The organism is Patulibacter americanus DSM 16676 (genome assembly GCF_000420025.1).
GTDB lineage: Bacteria > Actinomycetota > Thermoleophilia > Solirubrobacterales > Solirubrobacteraceae > Patulibacter > Patulibacter americanus.
The window spans coordinates 63559-83688 of record NZ_ATUD01000007.1; the positions used below are offsets into that span (position 1 = coordinate 63559).

The window sequence follows — 20130 nt, forward strand, 5'->3', positions numbered from 1 at the left end:
GTCACGCCCCGCCGCCGTCCCGGGTACCTTCCTCCGCGATGTCCGCCGACCCCCTCGCCCCGGTCCCCGCCGCCGTCCTGCCGGCGGAGCCTCCTGCGGCGCCCGCCCGCGGCCTCAAGGCGTTCCTGGGTCGTCATCAACGCGCGATCGTCGTCGTCGGCTCGATCCTCACCGCGGGCATCATCGTCGCCCTGCTCTGGGGTCGCCGCGACGAGTTCGCCACGGCGATCAGGGAGGTCTCGCTGCCGATCCTGCTCCTGACGACCGCGCTGCAGACGCTCGGGCTCGTCTCCCGCAGCGAGTCGTGGCACCACGCCGTGCGGGCCGCCGGCGCGACCGTCTCGCGGCGCATCCTCTTCCGCGCGTCGGCGATGCAGGTGCTCGGCAGCGTCATCAACGGGCAGCTCGGCGTCGCGATGCGGATCGCCGCCCTGCGCCGCTCGTCACCGGAGGTCACGCCGAAGATCCCGACGCTCGTCGCCGCGGAGTTCCCGATCGTCGCCGTCGAGCTCGCGTTCGCGGCCGTGGCGTCGTTCACGCTCGTCGGCCCGCTGGGGATCCCGTGGTGGACGCCGATCGTGGCGTTCGTGCTCGCCGGCGGGGTCGCCTACGGCATGCGGCACCTGTCCCGCCGCCCGGGCCGCGACTTCTGGGCGGGGCTGAAGGTGCTCGAGCACCCCCGCGACGCGACGCTGCTCACCCTCGCGCTGATGGTGGCGATCCTCTGCCAGATCCTGCGCAACTGGATGCTGCTGCACGCCGTCGGCGTCGACGCCTCCTTCTGGGACGCCACCGCGGTCCTGATCGCCGTCGCGACCCTGGCCCAGCTCCCCACGGGCCCGGCGGCCGGCGCGGCGGCCGCCCTGCTCATCCTGGGCGACCAGGGCGCCGCGGCCGCGGCGGCCGCCGGCGTGCTGATGACGGCGACCGGCGTGATGGGCGGCGCGATGTTCGCGGCCTGGTCGGGCACCGACCAGCTGCTCGCGTACCGGGCCGCGGGACGGGCCACGGCGGGTCGGCCGGCGACGCGCCGCAACCGGCGCGACGACTGACCCGGACGGCGCTCTCGCGGGTCGGGCCGGCGTGCTGCGGCGCTCAGGCCTGGTCAGGGGCCGTGCCGGTCGCTACGAGCCGGCAGCCGACCCGCTCTGGCCCGACCCGCGACCGCCTTATGCGTCCCAGAACTTCGTGTAGGTGATGCTGTCGCCGCCGCCGACCTTGGCGGGGTCGCCGGCCGGGGAGCCGAAGATGAGGAGGTCCATGCCGTCGGGGCCCGCCTCGAACTGGCGGATGACGTCGGGGGCGATGCGGATGGCGTCGAGGGTCTTGACGTCCATGAACTCGCGGTCGATCTTCACGCGGCCGGAGCCGGCGATCACCACGTGGATCTCCTCCTGCTCCTTCTGCTTGTGCCCGAAGGGCTGCTTCTGGCCGGGCTTGATGCGCTGGAACCCGAGCGCGCCCTCCTTGCTCTCGAGGGCTGCCCGCGCGAACCGCGTCTCGAGTTGATCGCCGAAGCCGCCGACCTTCGCCAGGTCCTTGAGGTCGTCGATCAGGTTGATCTTCGTGACGTTCGCCATGGGGTCATCGTCGCACGGACCGCCGGGCGGACCCCGTCCGCCCGGGTCCCCGCCGCGCGTCCGCTCCGGGCCCCGCCGTGCGTCGGGCGCCGGAGCGCGGCGCGCATCGCGCCGGCGGCCGGGCCGTCGCGACGGCCGCCCGGCCAGCGTGTCCTACCAGCGGTCGCGACAGGCGGCGACGTGGCACGATCCCGCGCATGAGCGCACGCTACGGATCCACCCCGGCCCGTCCTCTCCGGCCCCGCCGCACCTGCCACTCCGTTCCCGGCTCGAGCGAGAAGTTCCTCGCGAAGGCCCCGACGCTCGCCGCGGACCAGGTGTTCCTCGACCTCGAGGACTCGGTCGCGCAGAGCGAGAAGGACGCGGCGCGCGCCCGCATCATCGAGGCGCTCGGCACGCTCGAGTTCCCGGCCGACAAGACGGTCGTCTTCCGCGTGAACGGCACGGACACGCCGTTCTACTACCGCGACCTCATCGACGTGGTGGAGCGCGTCGGCGACAAGATCCACGCGGTGATGCTGCCCAAGGTCCAGACCCCGGGCGACATCGAGATGACGGACAAGCTGCTCACGCAGATCGAGCTGGCGAAGGGCTACGAGGTCGGCCGGATCGGCATCGAGGCGCAGATCGAGGACGCGAAGGGCCTCGTGAACGTCGAGGCGATCGCCACGGCGTCGCAGCGCATGGAGACGCTGATCTTCGGCCCCGGCGACTACTCCGCCGCCATCGGCATCCCGATCACCCAGATCGGCGGCACGCCCGAGGGCTACCCCGGCGACCACCTGAACTACCTCTACTCGCGGATCGTCGTCGCCGCCCGCGCCGCCGGCATCCAGGCCATCGACGGCCCGTACGCGGCGTTCAAGGACGAGGACGGCCTGCGCGAGCGCACCAAGCTCGTCCGGGCCCTGGGCCTCGACGGCAAGTGGACGATCCACCCCGCGCAGATCGACGTCATCAACGAGATCTTCACCCCCACGAAGGAGTCGTGGGAGAAGGCCGAGGCGATGCTCGCCGCCTACCGCGAGGCGACGGAGTCCGGCGCCGGAGCGGCGATCTTCGAGGGGGAGATGGTCGACGAGGCCAACCGCAAGATGGCCGAGCGCATCGCCGGCCAGGGCCGCGCCGCCGGCTACGGGGAGTGACCGCGATGGCTGCAGGGACCGCCGAGAACGGACCGGGCGTGGGCGGGGCGGACGCGTCGGGGACGGACGCCGTTGCGACCGACACCGGCGGGTCCGACGCACCGCTCCAGATCGCGCTGGCGACGATGTCCGGGGAGACGCACGGCGACGGCGAGTCGCTGCTCCTGATCGCCGCGCTCGCCGAGCGGGGCGTCCGTGCGGAACTCGTGCCGTGGGACGAGGACCGCGACTGGTCTCAGGTCCCCCTCGTCGTGTCGCGCTCGCCGTGGGACTACTTCGACCGCCACGACGAGTTCGTCGCGTGGGTCCGCGCGACCGGGGCGGCCACCCGGTTCGTCAACCACCCGGAGCTCCTCGTCTGGAACACCCACAAGGGCTATCTCGCCGAGCTCGAGGCCGCGGGCGTGCCCGTGGTCCCGACGACGATGGTCGCCCGCGGGGCCGGCGCGGACGAGCAGGCCGCGGCGCTCGCCGCCCACGACGGGCGGATCGTCATCAAGCCCGCCGTCTCCGGTGGCGCGCGCGGCACCGTGCTCGTGGCCGCGGACTCGGGCGAGGCGCGGGAGCACCTCGCGGGGTTGGTCGCCGAGGGCGAGGCGCTCGTGCAGCCGTACCTGCCGGAGGTGGAGCAGGGCGAGGTCTCGCTGCTCCTCTTCGCGGGCGAGCTGAGCCACGCGCTGCGCAAGGTCCCGGCCGGCGGCGACTTCCGCGTGCAGGAGATGCACGGCGGGCACATCGTCGACCACGCGCCGACGGACGCCGAGCGCGAGGTCGCCCGCCGCGTGCTGGAGGCCATCCCCCACCCCGCGACCTACGCGCGCATCGACCTCGTCACGACCGACGCGGGCCCGCTGCTGATGGAGGCCGAGCTCGTCGAGCCCGAGCTCTTCCTCGGCCGCGACGCCGAGGCGCCGGGGCGCTACGCCGACGTGCTGATCGCCGCGCTGCACGGCTGAGCGCCTGGCCGTCCCTCACCACGGCCCGCGGTCGTGCGGGCCCGCGCGTCGGTCGTCCGGCCCGCGGGCCGGCGCGTACTGCGGCCGGCTAGTAGCGGCCCTGCTGCTGCGGGCGGCGCGCGCCGCCGTGGTGGCTGACCGGCGCCGTGCCGTTCTGCTCCTCGAGCGCCTTCTGCTTCGCGGCGGTCTTCGAGACGACCTGGCCGATCAGGCGGATGTACTCCTCGACGCCCGACGCCCGGAACTTGCCGTGGTCCCACGCGCGAACCCACGCCTGCAGGTCGTTCAGGTCGTTCATCTCGTTCAGCAGGTCGCGCCGGATGGAGACGGTGACCCGCGCGTCGGGACTGACGGCCTTCGTGACCTTCGCCCCCGGCATCTGGATCCGGATGAGCTGGATGTCACGCCCGCCCTGCACCTCGGCCGCGGCGACGATCTTCATGCGCTTGAGGGCGGGGACGTGCTCCAGCAGCTGCTTGATGGCGGTCTCGACAGCGGTGCGGGAGTCAGCGTTCGACATTCTCGGACTCTATCGCCGTGTACAAGCGTGCAACGCACGGCGGCCTTCACGGCTCTGCGGGCGTCGCCCCGCGGCGTCTACGTCGCACGCACCCGGTCGTCGCGGCGCGCGCCCGGCCGCGTCACCCGTCAGTCGTAGTCCGTCGGCAGCGACGGGTCCGCGGCGTGCGCGAACATCCGCGCGATCTGCCCCGACGTCACCCGCGATCCGGACAACGGCGGCAGGTCGTCCGGCGCGAAGTACGCGGCGGCGTCCACCTCGTGCCCGTCCGGCTTCGGCACGCCTGCGCCCTCGCAGCGGAAGAACAGCTTGTAGACGCGGAACGGCAGCGGGGCGTGGGCGTGCTTCGCCCGGTCGGAGACCGCCAGCAGCTTCGTCGCCCGCACCTCGAGACCGGCCTCCTCGCGGACCTCCCGCTCCGTGGCCTCGCTCGGCGTGTCCGTGGTGTCGGCCCAGCCCCCGGGGAGCGTCCAACGGCCGTCGGAGACCTCGCGGACGAACAGCAGCCTGCCGTCGTCGGAGAAGACGACGCCGCGCACGTCGACCTTCGGGGTCGGGTAGCCCTCCTCGAACGCGAACGCGGACCGCACCTCCGCCAGCGGGACCGCGGCGACGTCGGCCAGAAGACGCTCCGCAAGATCCGAGACCTCCGCGAACCGCTCGAGGTCGAAGCGGTCACGGGAGTAGGCGGTCCCCGTCTGGCCGATCGCCCGCAGGCGCAGGGCGGCGGCGATCAGTCCGACGGTCGACGGGGCCTCGGGATCACGCACGCCCCCACGTTCGCAGCCGGGCGGGCGCCAACCATCCGTGCGGCGACCCGCCGAGCGCGAGTCGCCCCCGAGCACGCGTCGTCGCAGGCCGCCCCTCCTCTAGCCTGCCCCGCGTGCCTGAGCTGCCCGAGGTCGAAGCCGCCCGCGCCCTCGCCGAGCGCTGGACGGTCGGCCGCACGATCGTCGGCGTCGACGACGGCGACGAGTGGGTCAACCGCCCGCACCCGCCAGGCGAGATCGCCGCGGCGATCACGGGCCGCAAGGTGCTCGAGGTCGGCCGGATCGGCAAGTCGATGTGGATGGACCTCGACGGCCCCGACGCTCCGCGGCTGGGCCTGCACCTGGGGATGGCCGGCCGGCTCGTCGGCCTGGGCCCGGAGGGCGTCGGCGGCGCCACGGCCGTCGGCCCGGCGGACGGCCTGTACTTCAAGGGCATCGACGTGCTCGACGAGGACGACGGCCTGTTCGGCTCCGCTGGCGAGCCCCTCACCGCCGCCGAGCGCGCCGCGTGGTCCATGCCGGTGCGCTCCGGCCAGCGGCAGCTCCCGGGCGACGGCAGCTGGAGCCGGTTCGCGCTCGACCTCGACGACGGCGGGCGCCTCATCCTCTTCGACAAGCGCCGCCTCGGCCGCGTGCGCCTGAACCCCGACCTCTCCTCGCTCGGCCCCGACGCCCTGCTGATCACCGAGGACGAGTTCGTCGCGCGGGTCGGCAAGGGCGCCGCGCCGCTCAAGGCCCGGCTGATGGACCAGGCGACGATCGCCGGCGTCGGCAACCTCCTCTGCGACGAGCTCCTGTGGCAGGCCGCCCAACCGCCGCTGCGCCCCGCGAACGACCTCGCCGAGGACGAGCTGCGCGAGCTCCACGCCACGATGGTCGCCTCGACCCGCGAGGCCATCCACCGCGGCGGCGTGCACCTCGGCGACGTCATCGCCTACCGCAAGAAGGGCGAGCACTGCCCGCGCTGCGGGGCCGAGATGGTCAAGGCGGCCGTCGGCGGGCGCACCACGTGGTGGTGCTCGCGCGAGCAGGCCTGGCCGGAATCCGGTTGACCCCGGGGCGGGGCCAGCGCATCGTTCGATCCCGAGCGGGGTTCCCGTGGATACCCCGTCCCGTCCCCGGAGCCCCATGCGCCCAGCCGTCCCGTTCTTCCCCGCCGCGATCCTGGCGGCGGCCTTCGCCCCGGGCATCCCGGCCGCGTCCGCCGCACCGTGGACGCCGCCCAGCACCGTCGGCCCCGCCGCCATGGAGCTCTACCGCGCCGTGTCCGGCGTCTCGGGCGCGGCGCTCGCAGCGGGCTACGGGTCCCAGACGACCCTGGCGCCCGTCGCGGCCGACGGCTCGCCGGGACCGACCCGTGAGGGTCGCACCGTGGTCGACCTCGCCGCCTACGCCGACCGCGCCGTGTTCCTGCGCCGGTCGTCGAACCTCCGCCGCGTCGGGGTGTCGTTCGGCGACCTCGGCGCGCGCCGGCTGGGACGCGAACGGGTGCTCCACCGCGGGACGGCGGCCGACGCCGCACTCGCGGTCGGGCCTGGCGGGCAGACGCTCGTCGCCCTCAGCGTCGACGGCGACGACGAGGACGGTGACGAGCTCGACAACGCGCGGGTGCGGTTGACCTGGTCGGTGGACCGAGGGCATCGGCGGTGGCGCTCGCAGGCGCTCCCCGGGCGTACGGACGTCCTCGACATGGCGGTCGACGCCCACGGCACCGCGATCCTGCTGCTGCAGCGAGGACGCATCGACGGGGCTCCGGTGACGGCGCGTACCCTCGACCTGCGCCGCGGCCGGCTCGGCAAGGAGCGCACGCTGGACCGGCCGCGCGTCGACTGGCTCTGGGGCTCCATCGCCACGGACGGCGCCGGCCGCGCGGTGCTCACCTGGGGCGCCCAGGACGGCGGCGAGGAGGCCGACCGACGCATGGTCGTGAAGGCGGCGTTCCGCCGTCGCGGCACCGACCGGTTCGGCGCGACGCAGACCCTCGACCGGGGCGGTGCGGTCGACCGGACCTCCGGCGGGCCCTACGCGGCGATGGACGCCGCGGGCAACGCCACGGTCGCGTGGAGCCAGACGGTGGCCGCCCGGGGGACGAACGAGACGTACTCGGTGCCGCGGGCCGCGACAGCCGTCACCGACGGACGCCTCGGGTGCTTCCGCACGCTCCTCACGGATGGGGCGGTCTCCGACGCCGTCGCGGCCGGGGGCACCACCCTGGTGGCCGCGACGGGGAGCGCGCAGCCGTCCGAAGGCGCCGCCGGGGCGGCCGGCGTCAGCGGCGTGTTCGTGCGTGAGCGCGGATCGGGATTCGCTCCGCTCGAACCCGTCACGGGCGACGACCCCCGCGACGCCGAGCCGCTCGACCTCACCGCCGGCCCCGGCGGCTTCCGCGCGTTCTGGGTGCCGGGCGGCGACGACGACCGCCTGCGCTCCGCCTTCCGGCCGACCGGTTGACGCGCCCCCGCGGCCCTGCCTCCGCCGGTCGCCGCCCCTGGAGCTGCCGCTCCCTCTGGCGGCCCGCACCGCGAGGGCGGCGCGGCTCGTGTCTCACCCCCCGGCCAACCGCGCCGCCCAGCGCCCGCCGCTCCGCTCCACCGTCACGCCGAGCCCGAAGCACGCCGACACCGGCCCCGACGCGAGCACGTCGGCGGCCGGGCCCTGGGCCAGCACCCGCCCGCCGCGCAGCAGCAGCGCGTGGGTGGTGGTCGGCGGAATCTCCTCGAGGTGATGCGTGACGGTGATCGTCGGCAGCGTCGGCCAACGGTGGGCGCTGGCCACGAGCGCGCCGACGAGCCGCTCCCGCGAAGGCAGGTCCAGGCCGCTGGCGGGCTCGTCGAGCAGCAACAGCGCGGGCGTCGCCTCCCCCGCCATCAACGCCCGCGCCAGCAGCAGCCGCTGGCGCTCCCCCTGCGAGCAGTCGTCGAACCGGCGCACCGCCAGCGCCTCGGCCCCCGTCAGCGCCAGCAGCGCGTCGGCGCGGGCCTCGTGCTCCGGGCCGAGCCGTCGACCCTGCGGTGCCAGGCTGCCGAACGCGCCCGAGAGGACGACCCCACGGCCGTCGAGCCCGCGCTTCAGCCCGCGCGCCGTCGCCGCGTCGACGTGGCCGATCCGCTCCCGCAGCGCCCGCATGTCGACCCGCCCGATGCGGTGGCCGAGCACGTCGACGGTGCCCTGGGTGGGGTGCGTGACGCCGCCGGCAAGCTGCAGCATCGTGCTCTTGCCTGCGCCGTTGGGCCCCAGCACCGCCCAGTGCTCGCCCGGCTGCACGCGCCAGTCCACCCCGTCGAGCAGCACGAGCTCGCGGCCGTCGCGGTCGTGGCGGCGCACGGTCACGCCGGTCAGGGCCACCGCGGGGGTCGGCGGGTCGGCGGGCGCGGTCGCCGCCGGGGTGCTCGTCGCGTCCGTCATGGTCGGCGCCCCGGCGACGCGGCGTTCACGAGCGTCACGCAACGGTCCGTCAAACTCGGGCCATGACCGAGCGCATCGCCACCCCGGCCCCCGGCGGCACCGATCGGACGGCGGGGCTCTCCGACGAGGTCGGCCTGTACCACCGCACGTACACGACGCTGCTGCGTTCGACGGGCGAGACGCGGCTGCGGGTGCTCGAGCCCTCGCACGTGGCGATGGGGTCGAGCCTGCACCCGATGGCGGGCCGCGACGAGATCGACCTGGGCGCGTTCCTCTACGCCGTGCGGCGCCTGCCCGACGTGGTCGCCGAGGCGCGACTCATCGTGCTCGGCCAGGAGCAGGCGCAGTTCGACGACGCCGGCTTCGACATCGCCTCGTGGCCGGAGGCGGAGAGCCCGGCCCGCCGGCGGCTGTGGCGCGTCGGCGGCGACACGCTCGCCGTCCTCATGGCCAGCTCGTCCGACGTGGACGACCTCGTGCCGACGCTCGTCGCGTTCCAGATCGAGTGGAACAAGATCCGCCAGCGCCTGCGCGGCTCCGGCCACAACGAGGTCCCGACGGACCCGGCCGAGCTCGCCCGCGTGCTCGGCGGCGGCGAGGACGACTGGACGCGCCTGCAGGAGTCGTGGGGCGCCCAGTTCGAGGAGCGCCTGCGCGAGATGCCGCGTCGCCGCTGCGACCTGCGCCTGCGCTCGCTCGGCATGAACTACGTCGGCTACGGGCGGCTGACCCGCGACTGGTGGCGCCCCGTCCGCGACGCGCTCGTCGTGGAGGACCTGCACGAGCGCCCGATCTACTTCGTCTCCTCCAACACGCACGCGCTGACGAACCTCGTCACGGGCATCGCGCGGCGCAACGCCGACGGGCTGCTGCGCGAGGTCGAGCGCCACGGCCCCGACGACCTGCGCACGGAGCTCGGGCGGATCCGCGAAGGCCGCAGCGACGGCTCGATGGAGAACCTCCTCTACTTCGCCGCCCGCGGCGCGTTCGAGCGCCACCCCGACGAGCGGATCGCCGCCGAGGCCCGCGCCGGGGTGCTCGACCTCATGCCGACGGGCGCCCTGCGCGTCCCCGCCCAGGTCATGGCGCTCGACCGCCTGGACCCGGAGAACCTCGACCCGCGCCTGGGCGACGTCGACCCCGAGGCGCTCAAGCAGAGCGACGCGGTGGTCATCAACATCGACTACCCCCTGGGCTCCGCGGCGTACAACATCCTCCGCGAGGTCGCCGTCGACGTCACGCGCCTGAAGGGCGTCTACGTGCTCGGCAAGGCGGCGACGCTCAACGCCGACGTCGGCGACGTACTGATCTCGGGCGTCGTCCACGACGAGCACACCCGCACGACGTACTGGCTCGACAACGCGTTCACCGTCGAGGACCTCCAGGGCGACCTGCGCTACGGCACCGGGCTCGACAACCAGAAGGCCGTCACCGTCCGCTCGACATTCCTCCAGAACCGCGACCACCTCGACTTCTACTACCGCGAGGCGTACACCGTGGTCGAGATGGAGGCCGGCCCGTTCTGCGCCGCCGTCCACGAGCTCGCCGACGCCGACCGCCACCCCGTCGGTGACGCGGTCTCGCTGACCCGCCTGCCGCTGGACTTCGGCGTCATCCACTACGCCTCGGACACCCCCTACACCCAGGCCCGCACCCTCGGCGCGCGCGGCCTGAGCTTCTTCGGGATGGACTCGACCTACGCCGGCTCCCTCGCGATCATGCGGCGGATCCTGCGGCTCGAGGGCGCGCTCCCGCGGGCGTAGGGCGTCTCGGGCGCCGGCCCGGGCGGCGTGGGGCGCCAGGTCGGCGTGAGGCGCCAGGTCGGCGCCCCGCGCCGCAGACCTCACGCCCGCTGCGCGCGGTTCACCGCCGAGACGATCGCCTCGAGCGACGCCCGCACGATGTTCTCGTGGATCCCCACGCCCCAGACCTCGCGGCCGTCGATCTCGCAGCGCACGTAGGACGCAGCGCGGGCGTCCTCGCCCTTGCCGATGGCGTGCTCGACGTAGTCGTCCACGCGGACGGTGATGTCGAGCGTGCCCAGGGCGCGCACGAACGCGTCGATCGGGCCGTTGCCGGTGCCCTCCAGGCTCTGCGGTCGGCCGTCGACGTCGAGCTGCACGCCCAGCTCATCGGTGCCGTCGGCGCGCGAGCTCGTGCGGTGCTCCCACACGCGGTAGCGGCCCCAGGGCGTGGCGCCGCCGGCCAGATAGGCGTCGGAGAAGATGTCCCACAGGCGCTCGGGCGTGACCTCGCCGCCCTCGGCGTCCGTCCGCGCCTGCACGACGCGGGAGAACTCGACCTGCAGGCCGCGCGGCAGGTCCAGGCCGTGCTCCGTCTTCATGAGGTACGCCATGCCGCCCTTGCCGGACTGGCTGTTGACGCGGATGACGGCCTCGTACGTGCGGCCGACGTCGTGGGGGTCGATCGGCAGGTACGGGACCTCCCACGGCTGCTCCTCGACCGGAACGCCGGTCTCCTTCGCCGTCTGCTCGCGGCGGGCGAAGATCTTGTTGATCGCGTCCTGGTGCGAGCCGGAGAACGAGGTGAAGACGAGGTCGCCGCCGTAGGGCTGGCGCTCCCCCACCTTGAGCTGGTTGCAGTACTCCACGGTCTCGCGGACCGCGTCGATGTCGGAGAGGTCCAGCTCCGGGTCGACGCCCTGCGTGTGCATGTTCAGCGCCAGGGTGATCAGGTCGACGTTGCCCGTGCGCTCGCCGTTGCCGAACAGGCAGCCCTCGACGCGGTCGGCACCGGCCATCAGCGCCAGCTCGGTGGCGGCCACGCCGGTGCCGCGGTCGTTGTGCGGGTGGACGGAGACAATCACCGCGTCGCGCTTGGCGAGGTGGCGGTCCATCCACTCGATCTGATCCGCGAACACGTTCGGCGTCGACACCTCGACCGTCGAAGGCAGGTTCAGCACCATCGGCTGCTCCGGCGTCGGCTGCCAGATCGCGGAGACGGCGTCGGACGCTGCCAGCGCGATCTCGGGCTCCGTGAGCGAGAACGTCTCGGGCGAGAACTCCATCCGCACGTCCGTGCCCGGCAGCGACTCGGCGCCGCGCAGCACGTCCTCGGCGCCGGCGCGCACGAGCCGCAGCAGCCCGTCCGTGTCCTGACCCAGCACGTCCTCGCGCCACAAGCGGGAGGTCGCGGCGTAGAGGTGCACGAGCGCCCGGTCGAGCCCCTCGAGCGCCTCGAAGGTGCGCGCGATCAGCTCGGGCCGCGCGGGCGTGAGCACCATGATCCGCACGTCGTCGGGGATCGCGTCGTCCTCGACGAGCGAGCGGACGAAGTCGAAGTCCGTGGCGCCCGAGGCGGGGAACCCGACCTCGATCTCCTTCACGCCGATCTGGACGAGCAGGTCGAACATCCGCCGCTTGCGGTCGGTGTCCATCGGGTCGATGAGCGACTGGTTGCCGTCGCGCAGGTCGACGGCGGCCCAGATCGGCGCCCGCTCGATGCGCTTGGACGGCCACGTGCGGTCCGGCAGGTCGAACGGCACCCGCTGGTGGAACGGGAGGTAGCGCTGCGACGGCATGCCGCTGGGGCGCTGGGTGCTCCACGAGGGCGGGATCTGGGTGTTCATGCGCGGGTGCTCCGGGAGGGATCGGGCGGGGCCACGGCGGACGACGCGTCGCCCGAAGGGACGGCGCCGGCACGGACGGCCGGGGTGGAACGGGAAGCGGTGCCCGCCGCGGACCCGGTCGCGCGGAGCGACCGGCCGGTGACGGTGACGTTGGCGTGCGTGGCGGCGATCGCGGCGTCGGGATCGCCGGCGCGGATCGCGGCGGCCAGGGCGGCGTGGGCGTCGGCGGCGTCGACCTCGTCGATCACCACCTCCTGCACCACGGTGACCAGCGCCTCGCGCAGCACGCCGAGGAAGGACGAGAACATCTCGTCCAGCAGCACGTTGTGCGCGGCCGCGACGACGGCACCGTGGAAGGCGAGGTCGGCGTCGACGAACGGCTCGACGTCGCCGGTCGCCCGGGCTGCCTCGCGCTCGCGCAGGGTGCGGTCGATCTCGTCGAGGTCCTCGTGGGTGCGGCGCTGCGCGGCCAGACGGGCGGCCTGCACCTCGAGCGCCTCGCGCACCTCGTAGACGTCGAGCACCGCGGCGCGGCGCGCCCGCGGAACCCACTCGGCCGCCGGCTGCAGCGCGGTCACGAACGTGCCGGACCCCTGCCGCGTCTCGAGCTGCCCCGCGGCGACGAGCACGCGCACCGCCTCGCGGACCGTCGACCGCCCGACGCCGAGCTGCGTCGCCAGCACCGTCTCGGCCGGCAGCCGCGTGCCGACGGGCCAGGTGCCCGCGGCGAGCTGCTCGCGCAGCTGCTGGGCCGCGAGCTCCCCCAGGGAGCCGCGACCGAGGGAGGTCATCGCCATCACCGCGGACGATACGGAAGTCCTCAGATGTCTGTCGTCTGCGCGGGCGCGGTCGGATGCGCGGGTGCTTCTGTGCCGGCTTCGTGGCGCGCGCGAAGCGCACACCCATCAGGGCGATATGTCCTCAGATGCATAGTCCATGTCGCCGAGGACATACCGCCCAAGCGTGTGTGCGATCCCGGCGGGCCGCCGGCATCGCGCCTGCGGCATAGCGCCCAAGGCCCCGGCAGAGGCGGCGCGGTCACGGACCCGACACCCCCGCGACGGGGGCGCGCCACTAGGGTCGCCCGCATGCTCATCGTCACCACGAACGACGTCCCCGGCCACCAGATCGAGGAGGTCATCGGCCAGGTCTTCGGCCTCACCGTCCGCTCGCGCAACATCGGCTCGAACATCGGCGCCGGGTTCAAGTCGCTCGTCGGCGGCGAGCTCAAGGGCATCACGAACCTGCTGCACGACAGCCGCGCCGAGGCCCTGCAGCGGCTGACGGACGAGGCGCAGGCGAAGGGCGCGAACGCCGTGCTGGCGTTCCGCTTCGAGACCACCGAGTACGCCCAGACGGGCACCGAGGTCTGCGCCTACGGCACGGCCGTGCGGGTCCGCCCGGCCTGAGGGCGGTACTGGGCGGCGGCGCGCCTCCGTCGGCCGGTGCGCATCGCGCCTCCGCCCCGGGCCGCGGCCCGGGGTGGGCGATCCTAGGTGCCGAAGACGCGGTCGCCCGCGTCGCCGAGGCCCGGGCGGATGAAGCCGTTCTCGTCGAGCTGGCGGTCGAGCGTGGCGGCGATGATCGGCACCTCGGGGTGCGCCGCCTGCACGGCCGCGACGCCCTCGGGCGCGGCGACGAGGACGACGAGGGCGAGCTCGCGGGCGCCGGCCTCGCGCAACGCGTCGAGGGCGTGGACGGCGCTGCCGCCCGTCGCGAGCATCGGGTCGAGCACGAGGGTCCGCGCGACGGGGACCTCCTCGGGCAGGCGCTCGAAGTAGCGGCGCGGCTGGAGCGACACCTCGTCGCGCTCCAGGCCGATGTGGCCGACGCGCGCCTCGGGGACGACGTCGAGGAACGCGTCGAGCATGCCCAGGCCCGCGCGGAGTACCGGGACGAGCACGACGTCGCCGGCGATGCGGCGGGCCTCCGTCTCCTCCAGGGGCGTCTGCACGGTGCCGACCTCGACCGCGAGGTCCTTCGTGGCCTCGACCGCGAGGAGCACCGTCGCCGCACGCATGGCGCGGCGGAACCCGGAGCGGTCCGTGGACTCGTCGCGCAGCACGGCCACGCGGTCCGCGAGGAGGGGGTGGTCGACGACGCGGAGCTCCGGCACGCGCGCATCGTCCCACGCCGCCCGGATCCGTCGGGCGCCGGGTACACCCGCAGGCCCCGACTCCAGGTCGCGTGACACGACGGTCGCTACGCTGGGTGGGTGCTGCCCCGCGAGTACGACACCCAGGTCTGCTCCGTCGCGCGCGCCCTCGAGGTCGTCGGCGAGCGGTGGTCGCTGCTCGTCGTGCGCTCCGTGATGCTGGGCTGCCACCGCTTCGACGACCTGCAGGCGATCCTCGGTGTCACGCGCAGCGTGCTCTCGGCCCGGCTGAAGCGGCTCGAGGCCGAGGGCGTCATCGAACGGCGCCCGTACCAGGACCGCCCCGTCCGTCACGAGTACCACCTGACGGAGAAGGGGCGCGGCCTGTGGCCGGTCATCACGCACCTCATGCTCTGGGGCGACGAGCACTACCCCGAGCCCGGCGGCACGCCGTGGATCCTCGAGCACCGCGACTGCGGCGGCCAGCCCGACGCCGGCCTCGCCTGCGACCGCTGCGGCGAGCCCCTCGGCCCCCGCGACATCCGCGCCCGCCCGAACCCGGCGGTCGCCGCCGTCACCGGCGCCTAGCGGTTCACTCCCTGTCGGTTCGCTTCACGGGGAATCCCGCCTCGGTGATCGCCGCGAGCACCCGGTCCGCGTGATCGGGGCCGCGGGTCTCCAGGGTCATGCGTACGGCGGTGTCGCCCACGTGCAGGTCGACGCCCTCGCGGACGTGGGAGACCTCGGTGACGTTCCCTCCCGCCCCGGCCACGACGGCGACGAGGCGCGCGAGGGAGCCGGGGCGGTCCGGGATCATCGTCACGAGACCCAGGCGCCGGCCGACGAGCGTCTCGTGACGGCGCGCGAGCTGGGCGAGCAGGCCCGTGTCGACGTTGCCGCCCGAGAGCACGAGCACCGTCGACCCCTTGTCGGGCCGGGGCACGAGGTCGCGCAGCAGGGCGGAGAGCCCGACGGCGCCGGCGCCCTCGACCACGAGGTTCACGCGGTCCAGCAGCAGGACCATCGCCTCGGCGATGGAGTCCTCGTCCACGGCCACGAGCTCGTCGACCAGCTCCGAGACGAGCGGGCCGGTGAGGATCCCGGGCTTCTTCACGGCGATGCCGTCGGCGATCGTCGTCGTGGGCTCGGCGTCCGCGAGCCCGCCGAGGGACAGCGGGGAGCGACTCGACCGGGTGGCGATGACGGAGCCGCGTGCCGCGGCGCGCACGCCGACGATCCGCACGTCGGGCCGCTGCTCCCGGACCGCGACGGCGATCCCGGAGATCAGCCCGCCACCGCCGACGGGCACGACGATCTGGGCCATGTCGGGCACCTGCTCGAGGAGCTCGTCGCCGAGGGTGCTCTGGCCGGCGATGACGTCGAGGTCGTCGAAGGGGTGCAGGAACACCATGCCCGTCCGCGCGGCGTGGTCCGTCGCCGCCGCGAGGGCGTCCTCGAGCGGTCCCGCGACCAGCTCGACGTTGGCGCCGAGCTCGCGGCAGGCCTCGACCTTCGCGATCGGCGCGCCCTCCGGCATGAAGACGGCGGCGGGGACGCCGCGGATCTTCGCGGCCTGTGCCACGGCCCGCGCGTGGTTGCCGGCGCTGCCGGCGACGACGCCCGGGGCGGCCGCGTCGCCCAGGGCCGCGAGCTTCGCCAGCGCGCCGCGCAGCTTGAACGCCCCGGTCCGCTGCAGCGACTCGGCCTTGAGCACGACGGGCGCGCCGAACCGCTCCTCGAGCCCCTGCGAGGCGACCACCGGCGTCACGCGGATCTGCCCCTCGACGGCGGCCCGGGCCCGCGCGCGCCGTTCGGCGTCGGGGGCTCCGGGCGGCAGCGAGGCGTACATGGCCCGCACCGTAGCCGACGCCCGCGCGGCCGCCCGCCCCGGGCCACCGCGGTCCACCCGAGTGGGCGCCGTCGCCCCGCCCGCTACGGTGGCGCCATGACTCCCGTCCTCACCGGTGGCTGCGGCTGCGGCGCCGTGCGCTTCGAGATCTCGGAGCCGCTGGTCGCGGCGGCCTACTGCCACTGCACCCGCTGCCAGCACCGCACCGGCACGGCCGCCCAGGCGTCGGCGAAGACGGTCGACGGCTCGTTCCGCATCGTCGCCGGGGAGGACGCCGTGGGCCGCTGGACGCCCGGCGGCTTCGACAAGGCGTTCTGCACCCGCTGCGGCTCGGCGGTCTTCGCCCAGGACCCCGAGGACCACGCGCGCGTCATCGTCCGGATGGCGGCGATCGACGGCGACCCGGGCGTCCGCCCCCAGGCCCGCCAGTTCGTCGCCTACGCCGCCGAGTGGGAGCCGATCCCCGACGACGGCCTCCCGCGCTTCGACGAGCGCCTGCCGGCCTGAACGACGAAGGGCGCCTCGCGGCGCCCTCCGATCCGGATCCGGCTTCGCCTCAGATCGCGAAGCGCTTCAGCAGGCCCTTGGCAATCCCCATGCGCTGGATGTCGGAGGTCCCCTCGCCGATCAGCAGCAGCGGCGCGTCGCGGTAGATGCGCTCGATCTCGTACTCCTTCGAGAAGCCGAAGCCGCCGTGGATCCGCAGGGAGTCCTCGGCGTTCTTGTGGCCGGCCTCGGACGCGGCGAGCTTGGCCATCGCGGCCTCGGTGTCGGAGCGCTCGCCCTTGTCCTTCAGCTCGGCGGCGCGGTACGTCAGCAGGCGCGCGGCCTCGAGGCGCGTGTACATGTCGGCCAGCTTCTCCTGCACGAGCTGGTGCTGGGCGATCGGCTTGCCGAACGTCTCGCGCTCCTGGGCGTAGCGGATGGCCAGCTCGAAGGCGCGCTGCGCGACCCCGACGCCGCGGGCGGCGACGTTCACGCGGCCGACCTCGAGCGAGTCCATCATCTGCTTGAAGCCCTTGTTCAGGCCGCCCTCCTCGCCGCCCAGGATCTGGTCGGCGGAGAGCTTGTAGCCGTTGAAGACGAGTTCCGTGGACTCGACGCCCTTGTAGCCCATCTTCTTGATCTTCGGCGGGACCTCGAAGCCCTCGTACTCACCCGTGTTGACGCCGACGCCCGGCTCCTTCTCGCAGATGAAGCACGTCATGCCCTTGTACTTCGGGCTGGCCGTCGGGTCGGTCACGACGAGGACGAAGACCAGGCCGCTCATCAGGCCGTTGGTGACCCAGAGCTTCTGGCCGTTGATCTCGTAGCGGCCGTCGTCGAGCTTCTTCGCCGACGTCTTGATCGCCTGCACGTCGGAGCCGGCGTGCGGCTCGGAGAGCGAGAAGGCGGCGCGCAGCTCGCCCGTGGCCATCTGCGGCAGGTACTTCTGCTTCTGCTCGTCCGTGCCGAACTTCATCAGCAGGTACGCGCCGATGAAGTGCGTGTTGACGATGCCGGGGACGGAGATCCAGCCGCGGGCCAGCTCCTCCGCGATGCGGGCGTACGTCTGCAGGTCGAGGCCCAGGCCGCCGTACTCCTCCGGCAGCGTGACGCCGAACAGGCCGAGCTCCTTCAGGCCCTCGACGATCGGCTCCGGCCACGTGTCCGTCGCGTCGTAGTGCTCCGCGTTGGGGATGATCTGCTCGTCCGTGAACTGGCGGACCAGCGCGACGATCTCGTCCCGCGTCTCGGGATCCGTGGGCTCGGTGGTGAAGGCGGCGGTGGCCATGGGTGCTCCGGTGACGACGACGTGGTCCCGCTTTCGTACGCGACGGGCGTCCGGGCGCGGAGAGAGGCCGAGGATACTCCGAGTAGGGAAATCTTCGTCCTCTCGGGGTGTACGGGGCACGGAGCGCCCGCGGTTGCGGACCGGACGGCTCGCGTGCCCGTCGTGTCGCCCGGGACTTGACACCGTGTCAAACCTCCTGTCGAATCCCTCGGGACGACCCCGGAGCCCCCATGACCGAGCACGCCCCCGCCCCCTCCTCCGCCGCCGCGCGCGACGCCCCCAACCCCGTCGCCGACATCTCGGCCCAGGCGTTCTGGGCCCGGCCGCGGCCGGAACGCGAGGCCGCCTTCGCCCGCCTGCGGGCCGAGGATCCCGTCTCGTGGCAGCGCCAGCCCGAGGGGCTGCTCGTCGAGCTCGGGGTGGAGCTGACCGGCGGCTACTGGGCGCTCACGCGGTACGACGACATCCGGTCCGTGTCCCGCAACCCGCAGGACTTCCGCTCGGGCGACGGCGTGATGTTCGAGGACGCCCCGCAGGAGTTCCTCGACATGGCGATCTCGATCCTGGCGATGGACGACCCGCGCCACGCCGCCGTCCGCGGCCTGATCTCGAGCGCGTTCACCCCGAAGCAGGTCCGGGCGCTGGAGGACGGGGTCCGGCGCGACGCCCGGCAGGTGGTCGACGAGCTCGACCCCGCAGAGAGCGACGACTTCGTCACGGGCGTCGCGAAGCGCGTGCCGCTCATGACGATCATGCGGATGCTCGGGGTGCCGGAGCAGGACCGCGAGCGGCTCGTCTACTACTCCGACGCCATGGTCTCGGGCGCCGACCCGGACTACCTGCAGGGACGGGAGCCGCTGGCGGTGCTGGGCGAGGCGCTCTGGATCCTGCACCAGGCCTCCACGGACCTGGCCGAGCAGCGTCGGAAGCACCCCACGGACGACCTGCTCTCGGCCCTCGTCCACGCGCAGATCGACGGCGAGTCGCTGCGCACGGAGGAGATCGCGGCGTTCTTCGTGCTGCTCAGCGTGGCCGGCAACGACACGACCCGCCACACCAGCTCGCACGCGGCGATCGCCCTGGACCGCCACCCCGACCAGCGGGCGCTGCTGCTCGAGGACCCCGAGGGCCGCCTGCCCGTCGCGGTCGAGGAGTTCGTCCGCTGGGCCACGCCCGTGATGACGTTCCGCCGCACGGCGACCCGCGACACCGAGATCCGCGGCCGGGCGGTGGCGGCGGGCGAGAAGGTCGTGCTGCTCTACCCGTCGGGCAACCGCGACGAGGCCGCGTTCGAGCACCCCGACCGCTTCGACGTCTTGCGCACCCCGAACCGCCACCTCGGCTTCGGCGGCGGCGGGCCGCACTACTGCCTCGGCGCACCGCTGGCCAAGGTGCAGCTGCGGGCGGTGTTCGGCGAGCTGCTCGACCGCTACCCGCGGATGAGCGTCGGGGAGCCGCGGCTCGTGGTGGGCAACTTCGTCGACGGCATCAGCCGCCTGCCGATGGAGCTGGAGCCGGCGTAGGGGCGCCAGCCCACCCCCCTGCGGGTGCGCCGAGCCGTGCCGACGTCCGACACGGTCCGGCCCGAGACGCTCGGGGTGGGGCCCGCACCCCTTCCCCGGGGCACGCTACGGTCGCCGGATGGCGGCCGATGCCACCGACGCGGTCTTCTCGCCCGTCGTCGCCCCCACGACGTTCGAGGAGACCGTCGAGCGGCTGGGCACCGCGATCCGCTCCGGCGTCCTCTCCCCCGGGCGCCGCCTGCCCGCCGAGCGCGACCTGGCCGAGCAGCTGCGGATCTCGCGCAGCACCCTGCGCCAGGCGCTGACGGCCCTCGCCGAGTCCGGGCACCTCGTCGCCCAGCGCGGGCGGGGCGGCGGCACGTTCGTCGCCGAGCGCCCGCCGTTGGCCGCCGACCCCGAAGGCGGGTTGCCGGACGACTGGCGCGAGAGGATCGCGGTGCGCCGCGCGTTCGAGGTCGGCACGGCGTGCCTCGCCGCCGAGGCCGCGGCCGCCGACCCCGACGCCGCTGCGCCCGGGATCGCCGCGCTGCGCGAGCAGATCGTCGCGATGGAGGCGGCGGCGGAGTTCGACGCCTACCGGCGCGCGGACGTGGCGCTGCACGTCGGCCTCGCCGAGCTCACCGGCATCCGGCGGCTCGTCCTGCAGGCCACGGAGCACCAGGCGGCCGCGACGGAGCTGATCGCGCGGATCCCCCACCCGTGGGCGGTCCTGGCGCACTCCAACGCGGAGCACCGGCGGCTCGTGGCCGCGGTGGAGCGGGGCGACGTCGCCGCAGCCGTCCGCACCGTCCGCCGGCACCTCGCGGGGACGCAGCACGTGTTGGCCGGTCTGGCGCCCGGCCGGGCCGGCACGTAGGACAACGGGTGGTTGCGCCGTCTGGCCGACGGGGATAGGTTCGCCGGGCGGGTAAAGGTACGCCACTC

At 74.2% G+C, this 20130-nt stretch carries 20 protein-coding genes; 11 read left to right on the forward strand and 9 right to left on the reverse strand.

Annotated features, from left to right (window positions below):
* The first annotated feature begins 38 nt into the window (after positions 1-38).
* Complete coding sequence (locus F593_RS24935) at positions 39-1052, forward strand: lysylphosphatidylglycerol synthase domain-containing protein (protein WP_022929123.1); 1014 nt, start codon at positions 39-41, stop codon at positions 1050-1052.
* 117 nt (positions 1053-1169) lie between these two features.
* On the opposite strand, the gene F593_RS28360 is transcribed toward F593_RS24935, so the two are convergent.
* Complete coding sequence (locus F593_RS28360; RefSeq protein WP_022929124.1) at positions 1170-1580, reverse strand: cupin domain-containing protein; 411 nt, start codon at positions 1578-1580, stop codon at positions 1170-1172.
* A gap of 197 nt (positions 1581-1777) precedes the next feature.
* On the opposite strand from F593_RS28360, the gene F593_RS0112655 reads away from it, so the two are divergent.
* Positions 1778-2725, forward strand: a complete 948-nt coding sequence (locus F593_RS0112655; protein WP_022929125.1) for an HpcH/HpaI aldolase/citrate lyase family protein — start codon at positions 1778-1780, stop codon at positions 2723-2725.
* 5 nt (positions 2726-2730) lie between these two features.
* Positions 2731-3681, forward strand: a complete 951-nt coding sequence (locus F593_RS0112660; protein WP_211216168.1) for an ATP-grasp domain-containing protein — start codon at positions 2731-2733, stop codon at positions 3679-3681.
* Between the two features lie 88 nt (positions 3682-3769).
* On the opposite strand, the gene F593_RS0112665 is transcribed toward F593_RS0112660, so the two are convergent.
* Positions 3770-4201: a hypothetical protein gene (locus F593_RS0112665; RefSeq protein WP_022929127.1), complete on the reverse strand. Its 432-nt coding sequence runs from the start codon at positions 4199-4201 to the stop codon at positions 3770-3772.
* Between the two features lie 128 nt (positions 4202-4329).
* Positions 4330-4971 (reverse strand): NUDIX hydrolase, encoded by a 642-nt coding sequence (locus F593_RS0112670; RefSeq protein WP_022929128.1) that lies wholly within the window; start codon positions 4969-4971, stop codon positions 4330-4332.
* A gap of 113 nt (positions 4972-5084) precedes the next feature.
* Here F593_RS0112670 and F593_RS0112675 point away from each other — a divergent pair, with 113 nt between their 5' ends.
* Positions 5085-6023, forward strand: coding sequence for an Fpg/Nei family DNA glycosylase (locus F593_RS0112675; RefSeq protein WP_022929129.1), 939 nt, complete (start codon positions 5085-5087; stop codon positions 6021-6023).
* A gap of 76 nt (positions 6024-6099) precedes the next feature.
* Entirely contained in the window at positions 6100-7422 is a 1323-nt protein-coding gene (locus tag F593_RS29920; RefSeq protein ID WP_022929130.1) for a hypothetical protein, read from the forward strand.
* Between the two features lie 93 nt (positions 7423-7515).
* Here the strand turns inward: F593_RS29920 and F593_RS0112685 are convergent, their stop codons facing one another.
* Positions 7516-8376, reverse strand: coding sequence for an ABC transporter ATP-binding protein (locus tag F593_RS0112685; RefSeq protein WP_022929131.1), 861 nt, complete (start codon positions 8374-8376; stop codon positions 7516-7518).
* A 62-nt stretch (positions 8377-8438) separates the two neighbouring features.
* On the opposite strand from F593_RS0112685, the gene F593_RS24945 reads away from it, so the two are divergent.
* Complete coding sequence (locus F593_RS24945) at positions 8439-10139, forward strand: DUF6909 family protein (protein WP_022929132.1); 1701 nt, start codon at positions 8439-8441, stop codon at positions 10137-10139.
* Positions 10140-10219: 80 nt separating this feature from the next.
* On the opposite strand, the gene leuA is transcribed toward F593_RS24945, so the two are convergent.
* Entirely contained in the window at positions 10220-11965 is a 1746-nt protein-coding gene (gene leuA / locus F593_RS0112695; RefSeq protein WP_022929133.1) for a 2-isopropylmalate synthase, read from the reverse strand.
* Positions 11962-12762: a FadR/GntR family transcriptional regulator gene (locus F593_RS24950; protein ID WP_022929134.1), complete on the reverse strand. Its 801-nt coding sequence runs from the start codon at positions 12760-12762 to the stop codon at positions 11962-11964. Before F593_RS24950 ends, leuA begins: the two co-directional genes overlap by 4 nt.
* Positions 12763-13053: 291 nt before the next feature.
* Here F593_RS24950 and F593_RS0112705 point away from each other — a divergent pair, with 291 nt between their 5' ends.
* Complete coding sequence (locus F593_RS0112705) at positions 13054-13374, forward strand: YbjQ family protein (RefSeq protein ID WP_022929135.1); 321 nt, start codon at positions 13054-13056, stop codon at positions 13372-13374.
* Positions 13375-13457: 83 nt separating this feature from the next.
* Here F593_RS0112705 and upp read toward each other — a convergent pair whose 3' ends face one another.
* Positions 13458-14081, reverse strand: coding sequence for a uracil phosphoribosyltransferase (upp, locus tag F593_RS0112710; RefSeq protein ID WP_022929136.1), 624 nt, complete (start codon positions 14079-14081; stop codon positions 13458-13460).
* A 99-nt stretch (positions 14082-14180) separates the two neighbouring features.
* On the opposite strand from upp, the gene F593_RS0112715 reads away from it, so the two are divergent.
* On the forward strand, positions 14181-14648 hold the full coding sequence (locus F593_RS0112715) for a winged helix-turn-helix transcriptional regulator (protein WP_022929137.1): 468 nt from the start codon (positions 14181-14183) through the stop codon (positions 14646-14648).
* Positions 14649-14652: 4 nt separating this feature from the next.
* On the opposite strand, the gene ilvA is transcribed toward F593_RS0112715, so the two are convergent.
* On the reverse strand, positions 14653-15909 hold the full coding sequence (gene ilvA / locus F593_RS0112720) for a threonine ammonia-lyase (RefSeq protein WP_022929138.1): 1257 nt from the start codon (positions 15907-15909) through the stop codon (positions 14653-14655).
* A 96-nt stretch (positions 15910-16005) separates the two neighbouring features.
* Here ilvA and F593_RS28365 point away from each other — a divergent pair, with 96 nt between their 5' ends.
* A complete protein-coding gene (locus tag F593_RS28365; RefSeq protein ID WP_022929139.1) occupies positions 16006-16416 on the forward strand; it encodes a GFA family protein in 411 nt (136 codons plus the stop codon).
* A 49-nt stretch (positions 16417-16465) separates the two neighbouring features.
* On the opposite strand, the gene F593_RS0112730 is transcribed toward F593_RS28365, so the two are convergent.
* Positions 16466-17683 carry an acyl-CoA dehydrogenase family protein gene (locus F593_RS0112730; RefSeq protein WP_022929140.1) on the reverse strand — a complete coding sequence of 406 codons (1218 nt, stop codon included), beginning with the start codon at positions 17681-17683 and terminating at the stop codon, positions 16466-16468.
* Between the two features lie 230 nt (positions 17684-17913).
* On the opposite strand from F593_RS0112730, the gene F593_RS0112735 reads away from it, so the two are divergent.
* Both F593_RS0112735 and F593_RS24960 read left to right on the forward strand, forming a co-directional pair.
* Positions 17914-19206 (forward strand): cytochrome P450, encoded by a 1293-nt coding sequence (locus tag F593_RS0112735; RefSeq protein WP_022929141.1) that lies wholly within the window; start codon positions 17914-17916, stop codon positions 19204-19206.
* 118 nt (positions 19207-19324) lie between these two features.
* Positions 19325-20062 (forward strand): FadR/GntR family transcriptional regulator, encoded by a 738-nt coding sequence (locus F593_RS24960; RefSeq protein ID WP_022929142.1) that lies wholly within the window; start codon positions 19325-19327, stop codon positions 20060-20062.
* Positions 20063-20130 lie beyond the last annotated feature (68 nt).